This is a genomic window from Bacillus sp. RC242, from assembly GCF_044908245.1.
GTDB classification, from domain to species: Bacteria; Bacillota; Bacilli; order Bacillales; family Bacillaceae_G; genus Bacillus_A; species Bacillus_A mycoides.
On sequence record NZ_JBIYCZ010000002.1, the window covers coordinates 464,676 to 480,020 of the forward strand.

Sequence of the window (15,345 nt, forward strand, 5' to 3'; positions counted from 1 at the left end):
ATAGCGTGCCTTTTCATTCTATTTCTCTAAAAATATGAGTACAGACTCCATCATCTTCTCATAACCAATCTCTTGATAAATTTTATTTGATGTTGGATTTGCCAGGTCCGTATATAATGTAGTTGTTTTGTAGCCTTCATCTAACATACGTTGACTAAGTGCAGCGACACAACTAGATGCGTACCCTTTTTTCCGAGCTTCTTTCGGTGTATATACGAAATTAACTGTTATATTGTTTGTAGTCGGTCTCGTTTTTGCAGCTACAGAAACAATCTTCCCGTCTACTTCTAAACCAAATAGACGATGATTAGTAATTAATGTATGAGCAGTTTGTTTCGCTTCTTCTTTCGTAGTAGGAAGCTTCACATCTTCGCAAAATTGATATATCCACTGCTCTATTAATGTTAGCTCATCACTACTTACTTCTCGAAAGATTCCATCTCCGTTCCACTTTTTCTTTACTTGTTTTAATTCATATATACCTTGCTCCATTGCAACATTAGTTTTCTTATTCTCTAACACTGCAATCTCTTCCGCTAATTTCTGTACGATTTTTTTATTACCAATCAATCCAGGAATATTTGGATATACTTTCGTTAACTCTTTTGCAAGTTCCTTAATAGCTACTGCCGAAATCTCAGACGTAGCAACAATTATTTGTTTCTTTTCTTCTGTTTGAAGAAATACAGCTGCAATTTCTTCCCCTTGTTTTGCTACTCCTATAAATATCGGTTCTCGGACCATTTGTAATACACCTAATATGAGATTATTTTCCTGCTCATTCTTCTCTAAAAATGGTGTAACCTCTTCTGTAAAATTAAGAATCTCTTCATATACATGTAATTGAATCATCGACAATCTCTTCTCTCTATTTATAGTTTCATTAAGTATTGGCGATTAATTCATTAAATCCCTCTTTTACGATTCAATAATATTCGAAGCTAACGTATTCAAATCATTTTCAGCTTGTAAAATTCTTTGTTTTTCCTTTTCAAATACCTCTTCTTCTTTTTGAAATGACTCTTTTCGATTTTTAATCATACGCTCCATCTCTTTTTTACTCGGTCCACCATATACATTTCTTTTTTGAATAAAAGCTTCTGGTGATATAATTTCTTTCCATTCTTCTTCTAATAAATTTACTTTCAAATTTTCTTGTAAGTATACATTTATGTCTTTGAAATGTAATTCATGTAACTCCTTTTTCTGCTCCAATGACATATTCGCAATCGTACTTGCTGCATGATGTGCATGCCGAAATGGTATTTCATAGTTTTTTGTTAAAAGATCTGCGAAATCTGTAATCGTAATCGCGTGTTTATATGAACGATTTTTTAACGTTTCCTCTTCTACTTTCATCGTTCGAATAACTGCGTTCATAATACAAAAAACACGAATCGCCTTTTCGATTCCTTTATATAAATACGGCTGCAAGTCATCCTCCGTATCGACAATATCGCCAAATGGTGTATTATGAATCATTTGAAATACAGTAAATGCTTCCCCTAAAGCACTACTCGTAATAGCACGGGCATGTTCTATTGAAACAGGATTTCGTTTTTGCGGCATAATACTACTTATTTGCACATATGGCTTCGCTACAGTAATCCCATCATATTCTTTCGTCGCTAATAGTAAAAAATCATGAATCCACCTACTCGTATTCGTCATAATTACCATTAGTAACGAGCTAACTTCTAATAAATAATCCGCTCCAGCAACAGCATCATATGAGTTCTCAATTACATTTGTAAACCCAAGTAACTGTGCCACTCGTTCTCGCTTAATTGGGAAGCTTGTTGTAGAAAGGGCAGCTGCCCCCATTGGAGAATGATTTAAAAGATGATACGCTTTTTTCATTCTTTCTAAATCTCGTTGCATCGTATCGTAAATTGCCAAAACATAATGACCAAATGTTGTCGGCTGCGCTGGTTGGGTATGTGTATACGCGGGCATAATTGTTTCCATATGTTCACCGGCGAGCTCCAGCATACTTTCTTGCAGCAATAAATGATGTTCCATTAACCGCAATACAAATTGCCGTAAACTCATGCGATACATCGTTACACCCATATCATTTCTACTTCTACCGATATGCATATTACTTACAAATTCACACTTTGCTTCTTGAGAAAGCAAATGTTCAACTAAGAAAAAAAGATCTTCATGCTGCTCCGTATATAATAATCTATCCTTGGGAATTGCCTCTACCTTTTTAAGTGCTGTTAGTATAACTTTAGCTTCTTCTCTTTTCATCAACTTTTCTTCAGTTAACATAATAATATGTGCCCTATGCACTTGAAACATATCTTTCAATAAATAATTGCGTTGAAAATCAAATACATGCTGTAATACACAATCCACATATGTTTTCCCAGGGAAATCAGCGCCTTCACTCTTTATAAACTCTTCTTTACTCTGTTTCATCACCTTTTCCCCTCTCACCTAAGTATTACTACCCATCATACCCAGGGATGGCAAAAAAGTGCTTGTACGTAAAAATAAACTCGGTGCTTATAGCACCGAGTTTATTTAATAAAAGTCGCATCATACTTATCACTTTGCAACACTTGGAAATGTAAATTTGCTAAGTGTTTACGTATTTCAGTACTGTCATCTTCATTTAAATTATTTGCTAAGAAAACAATTTCTGTACAGTTTCCGCGTTTATCCATTGCATAAACTGCTTTAGTTACCGTCCATGGTGTATAACCATTCTTTTGTCCAGCATGCCTGAATGTTTTACGATATTTCTTTGCGCTCATATCTGTTTCAACGATATTCGCCCACACTTTTTCTTCAGCTTCTGTAAGACCACCCTTATGATTTGCCTTTTGAAGCAATACCATATAATCATTTGCCGAAGCAGCAGGCAATCTATCCGACCAAATTTTGTCGTATCGTTCCTCTAAATAAAGAGGAATTTCCTTCTGTAATAATGGTCCCTTCTTTTTTAAGCGTTCATGAATAATCATGGCATACTCTCGATATTGCTCTTGGGACATTTCTTTTAACTTTTTCTCTATTTTATATTTTGGAACATGTAATTCTTTATGCAAATATCCTGGAATATATAATGATGAAACAATCGGAAATAGTGGTTGGTGTGCAGGGAGCGATAAGCTTTGTAAATTTCGATTAATGTTATCTAGCCCTAACACTTCCATTAAATATTCAGTATTTGCATTTGAACTGAACTTAACCATTCCTTTTGCAACTTCTTCTAAAGAAACCGCTCCTTCAGTTATCTTTTCTTTTTTTTGCAAATAATTTTGCCATCTATCTTGTGCACCACCATCTGTACCCGGCACATAATAACGATTCACATCATTAATTGAAACGAAACTAGACGGATCGATTTTCCCCTCTGTAACTTGTTTCGTATATTCAAGCGCCACAATTAATTTCATCGTACTAGCAACTGGCAATACAACATCCGGATTTACAGAATACACGACTTTATCATTTCTTTTTATTAAAAGTGCACTATTCTTTTCATCTTTATGTTCTTCAATAAAGGATGCTATGTACTGCGCATCATCATTATTTGAACTCCACACTTTTTTCACTAAAAAGTTACCCGATATCAGCAAAACAAAAATACCCAAAATCACTGCGCATACTATAGTTTTTTTCAAGTAAAATTCCTCTCCCATTGTGTAACTCTTCTCTATTTATCTCTTAAAAACAAAATAATGGAGATGATTATTTAAATAATCATCTCCATTATTTTAACTTGTATGTTCCTATTATGTCTACGTCATAATTTTCACGAAATCTTCAAGAAACTTTTTATAATGTAATGACCAACCAATTTTCACCCAATTTTTCAATGCTTTTGCATCAGGTTGCGGGCGAAAATCAGCGATACTTTCTCCTTTTGCAACTCCAACTGTATCGACATCAACACGGCGATACACGTAATCTAAAAGAGATGGATTTGCCGCTACCATCATTGTAACAACGTCATGTACTGGACTACCTGTTATTTTGGGATTTAACTTTTTATAAGCTTTATAATAATACGTAAATATCGGTTCGATTAACTTATTAAAACTTGTTTTAGAGTGTTTCGTAATATACTTTACCATCTCCGGCGTAATAATAGCTTCAGATGTAACGTTAAGCGGCACTACTGTCACATTTTTTGCATTTTGCATAACTAATTGTGACGCAATAGGATCACCATGAAAATTCGCCTCTGCGACTGGTGTAACATTTCCAGGCATTAAGAACGCACCGCCCATTATATAATATTCTTTCACATACTTCATCATCGGTTTTTCTAAAATAAATGCTGTCGCTAGTGTCGTTGACCTACCAGCATCAACAATAATTAATTCTCCTTTATACTTTTCAAGAATATCAAAAAATGCACAAAAGGGTTTTATATTTGGTGAAAAAGCTTTTGGGGGTTTAATAGGTCCTAAGCCATCTGCTCCGTGAATTTCTGGATAATACGTCACAAAATCACCAGACAAAGGTATTTTAGCACCATTAATAACAGGTATATCTTCCCTGCCAGCTATTTGCAATAAATACGCCGCATTACTCGTCGCCTTTTCCTGCGTTACATTCCCATATCCAGTTACGACTCCAACGATATCAATATCAGGATGCAACAATCCATACATAATTGCTAAAGAGTCATCAATTCCCGGGTCTCCCAAAAACAACACTTTTTTCATCGACCTCAACTCCATCCCCGCAGTTGTTATTAATTTATGAATAGCCATGGATATACAGAATAGAAAAGAACAAATTCATAAGAAAAACGTAGTCCTATATGGACTACGTTTTTCTTCTAACTTATACTGTTTTTTTCACAACACTCATACTTCCAATGATGTAAGCGATAAACGCCAAACAAATCGGGAAAACAACTGTATGTATACCAAATGGATTAGGGTAGCAAAGGTGAATAAACATATAGGAACCTACTCCAACTAAAATAGATGCGAGAGCTCCAGTTGCATTTCCTTTTTTCCAATATAAACCTAACACAATCGGCCAAATGAACGCTGCTTCTAAACCACCGAAAGAAAATAAATTTAACCAAATTAAAAAGTCTGGTGGCTTAATAGCGGCAGCATATACGAGTAATCCTACGATACCAGTAATCAATAGGCTACCTTTCTTTATCGTACTATCCGCGGCATCTTTATTTATATAGTTCACATATATATCTTTAATAATTGACGAACTTACAAGTAATAATAATGAGTTCACAGTAGACATTATCGCTGCCATTGGTGCAGCTAAGAAAACTCCAGCTAACCAAGGTGGCAACACTTCCATCGCGAGTAGCGGCATTACTTTATCTGGTACCGTTATGCCTGGAAGGACTACTCTTGCAAACACACCTGTTAAATGCATACCAATCATAATCGTACCAACGACAACCGTTCCAATGATTAATGCTTGGTGCATAGCTTTTGAATTTTTATAAGACATAGCACGCACACTAATTTGCGGTAATCCAACGACACCAATCCCAATTAAAATCCAAAATGATGTGACATATGATTTCGTTAAACTTCCATCCGCTCCGAACGGTGTTATTAGATTCGGATTAATTTGAATAAGTTCCTGCATAATCTTTTCAACTCCGCCACCAGCAATGACAGTAGCAATTAAAATGATTGTTGTTCCGACTAACATAATGATTCCTAATAACGTATCTGATAAAGCGACTGCACGAAATCCACCAATTAACACATACACAAGTACAGAAAATGTAAATAAAAATAGTGCCGTTGTGTAGGAAAGTCCTGTTAGCGACTCAATTAATCGTCCGCCGCCAACCCACTGGGCTACTGTTGCTGAGAACAAAAAGATTATAATACATAACGCAGAAAGAACAACTACCGCTTTATTATTGTATCTGCCCTTTAAATAATCAATAAGCGTAATTGCTTCCATCTTTCTAGCGATAATAGCAAACTTTTTACCAATAACCGTTAAAACGATATATCCTGTTACAACTTGAATCGCTGATAACAGCACCCATCCAAGACCCATATTGTAAGCAATACCAGGCCCACCGATAAAGCTACTTGCACTACCGTACGTAGCAATCATCGTCATAGCTAATAATAAGCCACCAAGTTCACGCCCACCAAGAAAATATTCTTGTAAAAATTTATTATTAGCGGTTGCTTGTACACGTCTTGATGCATATACACCAATTAAAAACACAACGATAAAAGAAATTATCATTGGGATTATTACATACCAATTCATCTATCATTCCTCACTTTTTTCTTCCTCATCGAGTGAAATATCTTGAAATAAAAAACGAACAACTAAAATAAGCAAAATAACCATTACGATAAATCCAACGATACAGCTATAAAAAAACCATGCTGGAAAACCTAATACATATGTATATTCACTCGGATCCTTACTTCCAAGCCCATAAGCAAATCCATACCATATTATAAAATTAATAATAGCTAATCCAAGACCAATTAACGCTTCTCTATGGGCAACTCGAAAGCGCGGATCATCATGATAATTCTTCATTTTCCCCCTCCTCTCACGATGTATAATTGTACCACTGTTTTTCTAGTTTTTCCTACTAGAAAACAAAAACGCGCAGGATTTTTTGTAATTATATAGAATACAATGTTTCATTACATATTTTTTACAATTGTAATGAAAATGAAATTTGAATTTTCAGCATTTTTTATTTATGATTTTAAGTAGAGGCTTTTCATCTAGTTCCCACATCCTTGATTTCGGAATAAACGCCGTCTCGTACTGCGTTTAAATTATATTTTCAAGGGGGTTATACAATGAGTCAACTAGCTGTAAATCTTCATGAAAAGGTAGAGAAATTTCTTCAAGGCACAAAGAAACTATATGTGAACGGAGCGTTCATTGAAAGCGCTTCCGGAAAAACTTTTAAAACTCCTAACCCAGCAACTGGTGAAACACTCGCTATCGTTGCTGAAGCTGGTCGCGAAGACATTCATAAAGCTGTGGTAGCTGCTCGAATGGCTTTCGATGAAGGTCCTTGGTCACGCATGAGCACTGCTGAACGCAGCCGTCTTATGTACAAGCTCGCTGATTTAATGGAAGAGCATAAAGAAGAACTCGCACAGCTCGAAACGTTAGATAACGGAAAGCCAATCCGTGAAACAATGGCGGCAGACATACCACTTGCAATTGAGCATATGCGCTATTATGCTGGCTGGGCGACGAAAATTGTTGGTCAAACAATTCCTGTTTCCGGTGATTACTTTAACTATACACGCCATGAGGCTGTTGGTGTCGTCGGTCAAATTATCCCTTGGAACTTCCCACTTCTTATGGCAATGTGGAAAATGGGAGCTGCGCTTGCTACAGGATGTACAATCGTTTTAAAACCTGCAGAACAAACTCCACTATCCGCTCTATACTTAGCTGAATTAATTGAAGAAGCTGGATTCCCGAAAGGTGTTATTAATATCGTTCCTGGATTCGGTGAATCAGCTGGACAAGCACTTGTTAATCATCCACTCATTGATAAAATTGCATTTACTGGTTCTACTCCAGTCGGTAAACAAATTATGCGACAAGCATCTGAATCATTGAAACGTGTTACTTTAGAGCTTGGCGGTAAATCACCGAACATTATTTTACCAGACGCCGACTTATCTCGCGCGATTCCTGGTGCACTTTCTGGTGTTATGTTTAACCAAGGACAAGTATGCTCTGCTGGATCACGCTTATTTATTCCAAAGAAAATGTATGATAATGTCATGGCTGATCTCGTCCTCTATTCTAAAAAACTAAATCAAGGTGTCGGTCTTAACCCTGAAACAACAATCGGTCCTCTCGTTTCCGAAGAACAACAAAAACGTGTAATGAGCTACATTGAAAAAGGGATTGAAGAAGGCGCTGAAGTACTTTGCGGAGGAAGTAATCCATTCGATCAAGGCTACTTCGTTTCTCCTACAGTATTCGCTGACGTAAATGACGAAATGACGATCGCAAAAGAAGAAATTTTCGGTCCAGTTATTTCTGCAATACCTTTTAACGATATTGATGAAGTAATTGAACGTGCAAATAAATCACAATTCGGCTTAGCGGCTGGTGTGTGGACAGAAAATGTTAAAACAGCACACTATGTTGCAAGTAAAGTACGTGCTGGTACTGTATGGGTAAACTGTTATAACGTCTTTGATGCAGCATCTCCATTTGGAGGATTTAAACAATCCGGTCTTGGCCGCGAAATGGGATCTTACGCGCTGAACAACTATACAGAAGTGAAGAGCGTTTGGATTAACTTAAATTAACGAGAAAGAACCTGACCTACTCGGTCAGGTTCTTTTCATTATGTATTCATTTACACTTGCAACCCACCGCTCACATTTAATACCTCTCCTGTAATGTAAGACGCATACTCTGATGCTAAAAAGGCAGCTGCGTTTGCAATATCTTCCGGCGTTCCGATTCTTCCAACTGGAATCGCTCCAACCATTTTCTCTTTTACTTTATCCGGTATTGTTTTTGTCATATCAGTATCCATAAATCCTGGACAAATCGCATTACACGTAATACCAAAACTCCCAACCTCTTTCGCTGCTGTTTTTGTTAAACCTACAACCCCTGCTTTTGTAGCCGCATAATTTGCTTGTCCAATATTTCCTTCCCTACTAATAGAAGAAATATTAATAATCCGTCCATACTGTTGTTGTCTCATATAAAGAAGTGCTGGCTGCATACAATAAAAAACGCCAGTTAAGTTCACTTGTAATACTTGTTCCCAAGCAGACTTCTCCATCTTATGTAACATTGCATCTTTTGTAATCCCAGCGTTATTCACTAAAATATGTAATGTACCAAATTTTTGCACCGCATATTCAATTAACGACTTCGCTTCATTTTGATTACTCACATCACATCGATATAAACTCACATCATACCCTTCATCTGATAATTCACGTGTCGTTTCTTGTAGCTTCTCTTCATTTACATCACTAATTAATACTTTGGCCCCTAGTTTTGCAAAAACTCGTGCGATTTCTTTTCCAATCCCCTGCGCAGCACCCGTTACAACAGCTGTTTTCCCATTCAACAAATCCATCCCTATCCCCCATTTCTATTAGTTATATTGTATATTTCGGCTCTATGCTTTCCAAATCCTCTTTGTATAAAAAAGTCTATTTGTGTCAAACTAACTTTGCAACACCGCATAAAACACAAGGAGATTGTGTCGAATGAAAAAAAAGAATGTAAATCGAAACAAAGCTGCCGATGGCATTGATGTTGAGTTCGCTCGCGAACTCGCTGACCACAATGACTTAGAAGCAAACGCACGTGCAAATGCCGCTGATGCACGTCAAAAACGCCAATCAACAGAAAAATAAGGAACTACAACGTTCCTTATTCTTTTCAACAGGGACCTACTACCCATCAAAATAAACCGAGAGTATCTCTCGGTTTATTTTCTATATTTCTTTACGTAGTGCGCTAAAGCAAGTAACGGATATATATGTCCATAACTATGATAGCGAATATAAAAGCCCCCCGGTAACCCTGTACCAGTAGGATATTTTTCATTCATAGTAGATTGCGCGAGCAAATATGAAATTCCTTTTCGAATAATCGGTGTTTCTTGATCGTAGTAAGAAATGAGTGCATCAAGTGCCCACGCTGTTTGTGACGGCGTACTAAAAGGTAAAGAAATAAATTTTTTCTCTACACTACTTTGACAGGATTCTCCCCACCCTCCGTCTTCATGCTGCAAATGTTCGAGCCATGAAGCTGCTTTTTTCAACGATGGATGAGTAGAAGGCACTCCTAATGCACGTAAGCCTGTCATCGTTGCCCATGTCCCATATATATAACATATCCCCCATTTTCCATACCATGATCCATTCTGTTCCTGTACATCCATTAACCATTTGATAGCTTTCTTTTTTTGCTCTTCAAGCAATTCATTCGGTGCATACGTTCCGAATAATTCTAACACCCTACCTGTAATATCTGGTGTGGACGGATCGGTTATCATATCACTCGCATTTTCAATCGGCAAATTCGATAGTAACTTGCTCGTTACCCCTCGTTCAAAAGCTCCCCAGCCTCCATCATTGTTTTGCAATCCTTTTACCCATTCCACACCTCTTCCCCACGCATCATCTACTCTATCATTCCCTCTACTTCGCGCTAACGCTCTAAGGGCAGCTGTAGTATCGTCTATATCAGGGATCGTCGTATTAACATCTGAAAATCCCCAACCGCCAGCTACAAGTGATGATGCATGTACGCTCCAATCTACCTTTTTAGTTTGTTGTTTTTGCAATAAATACTCCGTCGCCCTTTGAATCATCTTATTTTCATTTGTAACTTTAGCTTCTTGCAATGAATAGCTAAGTAAAGCGGTATCCCATACGGTAGAAGGAGAATTTTGCAAATGACTTCCTCTGTCCATCTTCCATATATAAGATTTTAATCCTGTCACAGCTTTCTCAATAATGGGAGACTGAATAGAGTGCCCTAATGCAAGCAAAGCATAAATCATATAAAACGTAGCACTGGCGTAACTATATAATGTTCCATTTTCATCTATACGCTCCTTCATAAAGCGCTCTACTTCTTCGTATCCTTTATGATGTAACGATAATGGATAAGATATTACCTTTTTCACATCACCTAAAAACGATTGAAACAGCGGAGACCGCTCCTCTCGAAACCATTGCCCACCCCCGCCTGCAATATGATTTAAATTTGGCAATAACTTTTTCTCTACACGGAATCTCTTATTCATACAAATCATCATCGGAATTAAATGTATACGCGCTGAGCTGCTTAGCCCAAATATACTGAGGGGGGAGTCATCTTGTAAAAATAAGATTGGCGTTGGAAAGTGAAAAAGCGCAGGAAATTCATATTCTCCATGAATCGCTAATAAAAATTTCGTCATAAAATGAGCACGAGAAACTCCCCCGTGTTCCTTAATAAACATTTCAGCTCGCCTCATATTCATATCTTCTTTCGAATATTTTTCCGAAGCAAGTAAAGCAGCATATGCTTGGATCGTCGCGGATAAATTCCCTCCCTTTTCATCTTCGTATAATTTCCAAGTCCCTTCATTTGTTTGAAGAGATACTAACCTTTTCACAAACGGTTCTATTTCGTCATTTCGCCCTAATAATTTGAGTAAAAAAATCATGTGACAATCCGTTAGCAAAGCTCCTTCAAAACAAAATTGCCACGTTCCGTCTCGCCTTTGCATCGTTTGAAGTGCAGTCGTTCTCCGCTCTATCTCCTCATGCACTTTGTCATATAGTAGCACACCGCTCACCCACCCTTTCTAAGTCCGTATACGATATTCGAAAACTCATCTAAATATGTATGAAAACAAAGAAAAGCAGAACGTGTATTACACACATTCTGCTTACAAACAATACCCAACCCCGACAACAATTCCTAATAGTGCACCAACAACAACTTGATACGGTGTATGTCCAACGAGCTCATTTAACTTTTTATATTCTGTTTGTCTACCATGAAAAAAATCATTCAATATTTTCGCTTGCTTACTTACCGCAAGCCTTACTCCTGAAGCATCGTACATAACAATAATGGCAAAAATAGCGGCAACCGCAAATATTGGACTCTCCACACCTTCCACCACTCCGACACCTGTAGCAAGTGCAGTAACAGTCGAAGCATGCGAACTTGGCATTCCACCTGAAGCAAAGAACTTAGCAAAATCAAACTCGCCTGTTTTTATTAATTTAAAAACGACTTTCGTTAACTGTGCTAAAAACCAAGAAATTATAGCTGCTATAAGTGGATCATTATGTAAAATTGTTTCCATGTTTTTCAGCTCCTCACTGACTATAATGGAATTTCTATATAATATAAGTATAAAGAAAAATGCGTAGAAAATACTACGCATTATGATACTTTTGCTGATTTATTTTTAATAAATTTTGGTTGCTTCTGTAGTAGAAACTTTGTTTTCGCCATTGAAAAGACAAATAAAGCAATCCATATACAGAAAAACGCAATCATATGAGTAGATGTGAAATGTTCACCAAAAACGAACACACCTAAAATTAAACTAATAGTCGGCGCGATGTATTGTAAAAATCCTATCATATAGAGCGGAATAAGTTGTGCTCCTTTAGCAAAATAAAAGAGTGGTAACGCTGTAACAATACCTGCCCCTATTAAAAGAAACGTTGATATTGCCGAAATAGAACCGAACGAACCAAAGCCATGAACTCCTGTCATAAACAAATATATAAGTGCAAATGGCGTCACTAACATCGTTTCCATCGTAAGCCCAATTGTTGCATCATAATTTAATAATTTTTTCGTTAATCCATATAATCCAAATGAAAAAGCAAGTGAAAGAGAAACCCATGGAATTGATCCGAAACGTATCGTTAAAATAACAACGCCCAATCCAGCTAAACCAACCGCAACATATTGCCAAAAATTAAGCTTCTCTTTTAAAACAACTGTACCAAGTAAAATACTTATAAGTGGATTAATATAATACCCAAGACTTGCTTCGATTACATGGTTATGATTTACGGCCCATATGTATACAAACCAGTTTCCACTAATAAGTACCGAAGCAATTGTTAATGACATTAATAATTTAGGTCGTTTAAAAAGGGCCACTAACTCCCCACCAAACTGACGAAACCTCTTCGTTACTCCTAAAACTAACAACATAAAAACAAATGCCCAAACGATGCGATGCGCTAATATTTCATCTGCCGGTACTTCCTCCACCCATTTCCAATAAATCGGAAGGACTCCCCACATCGTATACGCACCTGCTGCATATATAATCCCCTGCTTTTGCTCTGCTGTTTGACTCCCCATCTTCCTTTTTCTCCTCTTCTCTTTTTTTCTTCATTATAAAGTCTCACATGCTTACTTTACCAATATTCAATCTGCATTTCTTTCGACATTCCTCTTGCAAATCCTTTATATGTATAAAAACACTCCTACTGTTATAATAACGAGCACTGGAATACCGAAGACAAATTTACTTTTATGTGTCTTATGATGAAACATATACATACCAATCCAAGCTCCAACCGCTCCTCCAGCTGCAGCTGATAAAAACAACGTACTTTCTGGCGTTCTCCACTGCTTTTTCTTTGCTTTTCGCTTATCAAGCCCCATCATACTAAATGCTATAACGTTGATAATAATAAAATAAATCCATTTCATCTCTTTCTCTCCCTTAAAAAATCCGCTTTATGTTAACACGAAAATAAGGTGCGCACAAATAAAAATGGCTATAGGTAAAAAAACTTTAGCCTACAGCCATAATTGTAATACCTTATACTCTATTTCTAATCTTACTATGTTTTTTCGCGTATATAAAATAAATAAAAATACCTACAATAACCCAAACTGCAAAACTGATTAAAGTGGTTTTAGAAAGATTTAATGCTAAATATAAACAACTTACTATCGCAAGTATAGGTAAGAATGGAACTAACGGAGCACGGAACGGTCTTTTCAAATTAGGATGTGTCTTCCTTAATACAATTACAGCTATAGATACAAATATGAAAGCTGTTATCGTTCCCACATTCACTAAATTTGCCAACAAATTCAAGTCCAATAAACCTGCTAATACAGCCGCAAGAATACCCGTAATCCATGTATTAAAAAATGGTGTTTGATAACGTTTATGAACACTCGAAAATCTTTTTGGTAACAATCCATCTCGGCTCATCGAGTATGATACTCGAACAAATGCGAACATAGCAACTAACAGAACTGTTGTTAAACCAGCTATCGCTCCAACTGATAATAGACCAGCAATTCTATCCTCTCCTACAATACGCAGTGCATATGCAACTGGATCAGCTACATTCAGATCCGTAAATGGAACCATTCCAGTTAACACGAATGAAACACCAACATAAAGAATTGTACAAATGCATAAAGAGACAAGTAATCCAATTGGAACGTTACGTTGTGGGCGTTTCACTTCCTCTGCTGCTGTTGCAACTGCATCGAAACCTAAAAAGGCAAAAAATACAGTCGCAGCTCCTCCAATAACACCATGGTATCCAAAAGGAAGAAACGGCTGCCAATTCTCTGGCTTTACATAGTTTGCTCCTACAATAATAAATACTAAAATAACAGCCAGTTTAATAATAACCATTATATTATTTATACGTGCACTTTCTTTCACACCACGACTTAGTAAAAATGTAACAATTAAAATAATAATAACCGCTGGCAAGTCGATAATCCCGCCATTCCCCATCCCTGGTGCAGAAGCAATGATTGCCGGAATATGAATATTAAACCCTAGTAGCAATGACTGAAAATAGGCTGACCATCCCGCCGCCACCGCAGAAGTAGCTAATAAGTACTCTAACATGACACACCAGCCAACTATAAAAGCAAAAATCTCACCTAATGTCATATACGTATACGAATACACACTTCCTGAGACCGGGACTGTAGATGCAAATTCAGCATAACAAAAGGCTACACAAGCACATACAATTGCAGCTAACATAAAAGATAATACAATTGCTGGACCAGCATGTTTCGCAGCTACAATACCTGTTAATACGAAAATACCTGTACCAATAATTGCTCCAATTCCTAAAAGCGTTAAATCAATTGCTCCTAAAGTTTGCTTTAACACTTTTTTCTTTTCTTCATTCATTGCTTTCTTTATAAATAAACTCATTCGTAGAAACCTCTTTTTCAAAATTATCCCTTACTCATTACAATCTTTATTACTGTTGCTATTACACATTAATAATATTCATGCTTTACTTTCACTCCCTATATAGACTCCACAAATTACATAATTTAAAATCAGAAAAATCAATCTTCTAAAAACAAGCTTGTTAACAGGCTTGTTTTTAGAAGATTGATTGAATTTATCACAGGATTAATTATATTGTCAACAATATAATTAATTCACCCGAATTGAATAATTATAAATAAAATAGCATTCCAAAATATACGATACCACTCACGAACACTGCTGATTCCCATTTTAATACAATTTTCATTATTCCAAAATTCATTTTTATACATTTAACTCAATGTAATCCCCGTATGCAAACATGATAAAATTAGTCGATTTGTTATACAGAAATAACTATTCATCTTATTAGAGCAATTAACTTTCCTACAAATTACAAACAGTATTTTCACTTAAGACAATAAAAAAAGCGCAGATGTTCATCTGCGCTTTATTCTTCCGCTTCAATTTCTGTACTATTATTATCGATATGTTCCTTTTGAGCTTCTTCTTGCAGCTCCGCTGAAATCATTCCATAATAAATTTCTGGATATAATCCAAATATTTGATATACACTACCTAAAAACGGCATCGGAATCCCTCAT

At 36.5% G+C, this 15,345-nt stretch carries 15 protein-coding genes; 2 read left to right on the forward strand and 13 right to left on the reverse strand.

Annotation, left to right across the window (positions count from 1 at the left end; all coding sequences use genetic code 11):
- Positions 1 to 18: 18 nt before the first annotated feature.
- The 6 genes from ABH957_RS06110 to ABH957_RS06135 form a co-directional block, all read right to left on the reverse strand.
- Positions 19 to 852, reverse strand: coding sequence for a GNAT family N-acetyltransferase (locus tag ABH957_RS06110; protein ID WP_404510779.1), 834 nt, complete (start codon positions 850 to 852; stop codon positions 19 to 21).
- A gap of 66 nt (positions 853 to 918) precedes the next feature.
- Positions 919 to 2,427 (reverse strand): argininosuccinate lyase, encoded by a 1,509-nt coding sequence (gene argH, locus ABH957_RS06115; protein WP_404510781.1) that lies wholly within the window; start codon positions 2,425 to 2,427, stop codon positions 919 to 921.
- Between the two features lie 101 nt (positions 2,428 to 2,528).
- Positions 2,529 to 3,638: a serine hydrolase gene (locus ABH957_RS06120; protein ID WP_404510783.1), complete on the reverse strand. Its 1,110-nt coding sequence runs from the start codon at positions 3,636 to 3,638 to the stop codon at positions 2,529 to 2,531.
- A gap of 117 nt (positions 3,639 to 3,755) precedes the next feature.
- Complete coding sequence (locus tag ABH957_RS06125; RefSeq protein ID WP_404456606.1) at positions 3,756 to 4,688, reverse strand: nucleoside hydrolase; 933 nt, start codon at positions 4,686 to 4,688, stop codon at positions 3,756 to 3,758.
- A 121-nt stretch (positions 4,689 to 4,809) separates the two neighbouring features.
- Positions 4,810 to 6,243, reverse strand: a complete 1,434-nt coding sequence (gene panF / locus ABH957_RS06130) for a sodium/pantothenate symporter (protein ID WP_404456604.1) — start codon at positions 6,241 to 6,243, stop codon at positions 4,810 to 4,812.
- A 3-nt stretch (positions 6,244 to 6,246) separates the two neighbouring features.
- On the reverse strand, positions 6,247 to 6,525 hold the full coding sequence (locus ABH957_RS06135; RefSeq protein ID WP_002014357.1) for a YhdT family protein: 279 nt from the start codon (positions 6,523 to 6,525) through the stop codon (positions 6,247 to 6,249).
- Between the two features lie 272 nt (positions 6,526 to 6,797).
- On the opposite strand from ABH957_RS06135, the gene dhaS reads away from it, so the two are divergent.
- On the forward strand, positions 6,798 to 8,282 hold the full coding sequence (dhaS, locus tag ABH957_RS06140) for an aldehyde dehydrogenase DhaS (RefSeq protein WP_404444064.1): 1,485 nt from the start codon (positions 6,798 to 6,800) through the stop codon (positions 8,280 to 8,282).
- Positions 8,283 to 8,332: 50 nt separating this feature from the next.
- Here dhaS and fabG read toward each other — a convergent pair whose 3' ends face one another.
- Positions 8,333 to 9,073 (reverse strand): 3-oxoacyl-ACP reductase FabG, encoded by a 741-nt coding sequence (gene fabG / locus ABH957_RS06145; protein ID WP_002111090.1) that lies wholly within the window; start codon positions 9,071 to 9,073, stop codon positions 8,333 to 8,335.
- Between the two features lie 133 nt (positions 9,074 to 9,206).
- On the opposite strand from fabG, the gene ABH957_RS06150 reads away from it, so the two are divergent.
- Complete coding sequence (locus ABH957_RS06150; RefSeq protein ID WP_002066466.1) at positions 9,207 to 9,356, forward strand: YfhD family protein; 150 nt, start codon at positions 9,207 to 9,209, stop codon at positions 9,354 to 9,356.
- Positions 9,357 to 9,430: 74 nt separating this feature from the next.
- Here ABH957_RS06150 and ABH957_RS06155 read toward each other — a convergent pair whose 3' ends face one another.
- The 6 genes from ABH957_RS06155 to ABH957_RS06180 form a co-directional block, all read right to left on the reverse strand.
- Positions 9,431 to 11,284 (reverse strand): terpene cyclase/mutase family protein, encoded by a 1,854-nt coding sequence (locus ABH957_RS06155; protein ID WP_404456601.1) that lies wholly within the window; start codon positions 11,282 to 11,284, stop codon positions 9,431 to 9,433.
- Positions 11,285 to 11,386: 102 nt separating this feature from the next.
- A complete protein-coding gene (locus ABH957_RS06160; RefSeq protein WP_000447809.1) occupies positions 11,387 to 11,812 on the reverse strand; it encodes a divergent PAP2 family protein in 426 nt (141 codons plus the stop codon).
- A gap of 80 nt (positions 11,813 to 11,892) precedes the next feature.
- Positions 11,893 to 12,834 (reverse strand): EamA family transporter RarD, encoded by a 942-nt coding sequence (gene rarD, locus ABH957_RS06165; protein WP_002014350.1) that lies wholly within the window; start codon positions 12,832 to 12,834, stop codon positions 11,893 to 11,895.
- A gap of 105 nt (positions 12,835 to 12,939) precedes the next feature.
- The gene (locus ABH957_RS06170; protein WP_000871335.1) at positions 12,940 to 13,188 is read right to left on the reverse strand and encodes a DUF1294 domain-containing protein; all 249 of its coding nucleotides are present in this window, start codon (positions 13,186 to 13,188) and stop codon (positions 12,940 to 12,942) included.
- 112 nt (positions 13,189 to 13,300) lie between these two features.
- Positions 13,301 to 14,677, reverse strand: coding sequence for a branched-chain amino acid transporter BcaP (bcaP, locus tag ABH957_RS06175; RefSeq protein ID WP_002190355.1), 1,377 nt, complete (start codon positions 14,675 to 14,677; stop codon positions 13,301 to 13,303).
- A gap of 514 nt (positions 14,678 to 15,191) precedes the next feature.
- Positions 15,192 to 15,332 (reverse strand): hypothetical protein, encoded by a 141-nt coding sequence (locus ABH957_RS06180; RefSeq protein WP_002128471.1) that lies wholly within the window; start codon positions 15,330 to 15,332, stop codon positions 15,192 to 15,194.
- Between the last annotated feature and the right edge of the window lie 13 nt (positions 15,333 to 15,345).

Coding starts and splice junctions, on each gene's coding strand:
- fabG (WP_002111090.1), bottom strand. CDS start 9,073: ATGGATTTGTTGAATGGGAAAACAGCTGTTGTAACGGGTGCTGCGCAG.
- panF (WP_404456604.1), bottom strand. CDS start 6,243: ATGAATTGGTATGTAATAATCCCAATGATAATTTCTTTTATCGTTGTG.
- ABH957_RS06125 (WP_404456606.1), bottom strand. CDS start 4,688: ATGAAAAAAGTGTTGTTTTTGGGAGACCCGGGAATTGATGACTCTTTA.
- ABH957_RS06180 (WP_002128471.1), bottom strand. CDS start 15,332: ATGCCGTTTTTAGGTAGTGTATATCAAATATTTGGATTATATCCAGAA.
- ABH957_RS06135 (WP_002014357.1), bottom strand. CDS start 6,525: ATGAAGAATTATCATGATGATCCGCGCTTTCGAGTTGCCCATAGAGAA.
- ABH957_RS06160 (WP_000447809.1), bottom strand. CDS start 11,812: ATGGAAACAATTTTACATAATGATCCACTTATAGCAGCTATAATTTCT.
- rarD (WP_002014350.1), bottom strand. CDS start 12,834: ATGGGGAGTCAAACAGCAGAGCAAAAGCAGGGGATTATATATGCAGCA.
- ABH957_RS06150 (WP_002066466.1), top strand. CDS start 9,207: ATGAAAAAAAAGAATGTAAATCGAAACAAAGCTGCCGATGGCATTGAT.
- dhaS (WP_404444064.1), top strand. CDS start 6,798: ATGAGTCAACTAGCTGTAAATCTTCATGAAAAGGTAGAGAAATTTCTT.
- bcaP (WP_002190355.1), bottom strand. CDS start 14,677: ATGAGTTTATTTATAAAGAAAGCAATGAATGAAGAAAAGAAAAAAGTG.
- argH (WP_404510781.1), bottom strand. CDS start 2,427: ATGAAACAGAGTAAAGAAGAGTTTATAAAGAGTGAAGGCGCTGATTTC.
- ABH957_RS06170 (WP_000871335.1), bottom strand. CDS start 13,188: ATGAAATGGATTTATTTTATTATTATCAACGTTATAGCATTTAGTATG.
- ABH957_RS06110 (WP_404510779.1), bottom strand. CDS start 852: ATGATTCAATTACATGTATATGAAGAGATTCTTAATTTTACAGAAGAG.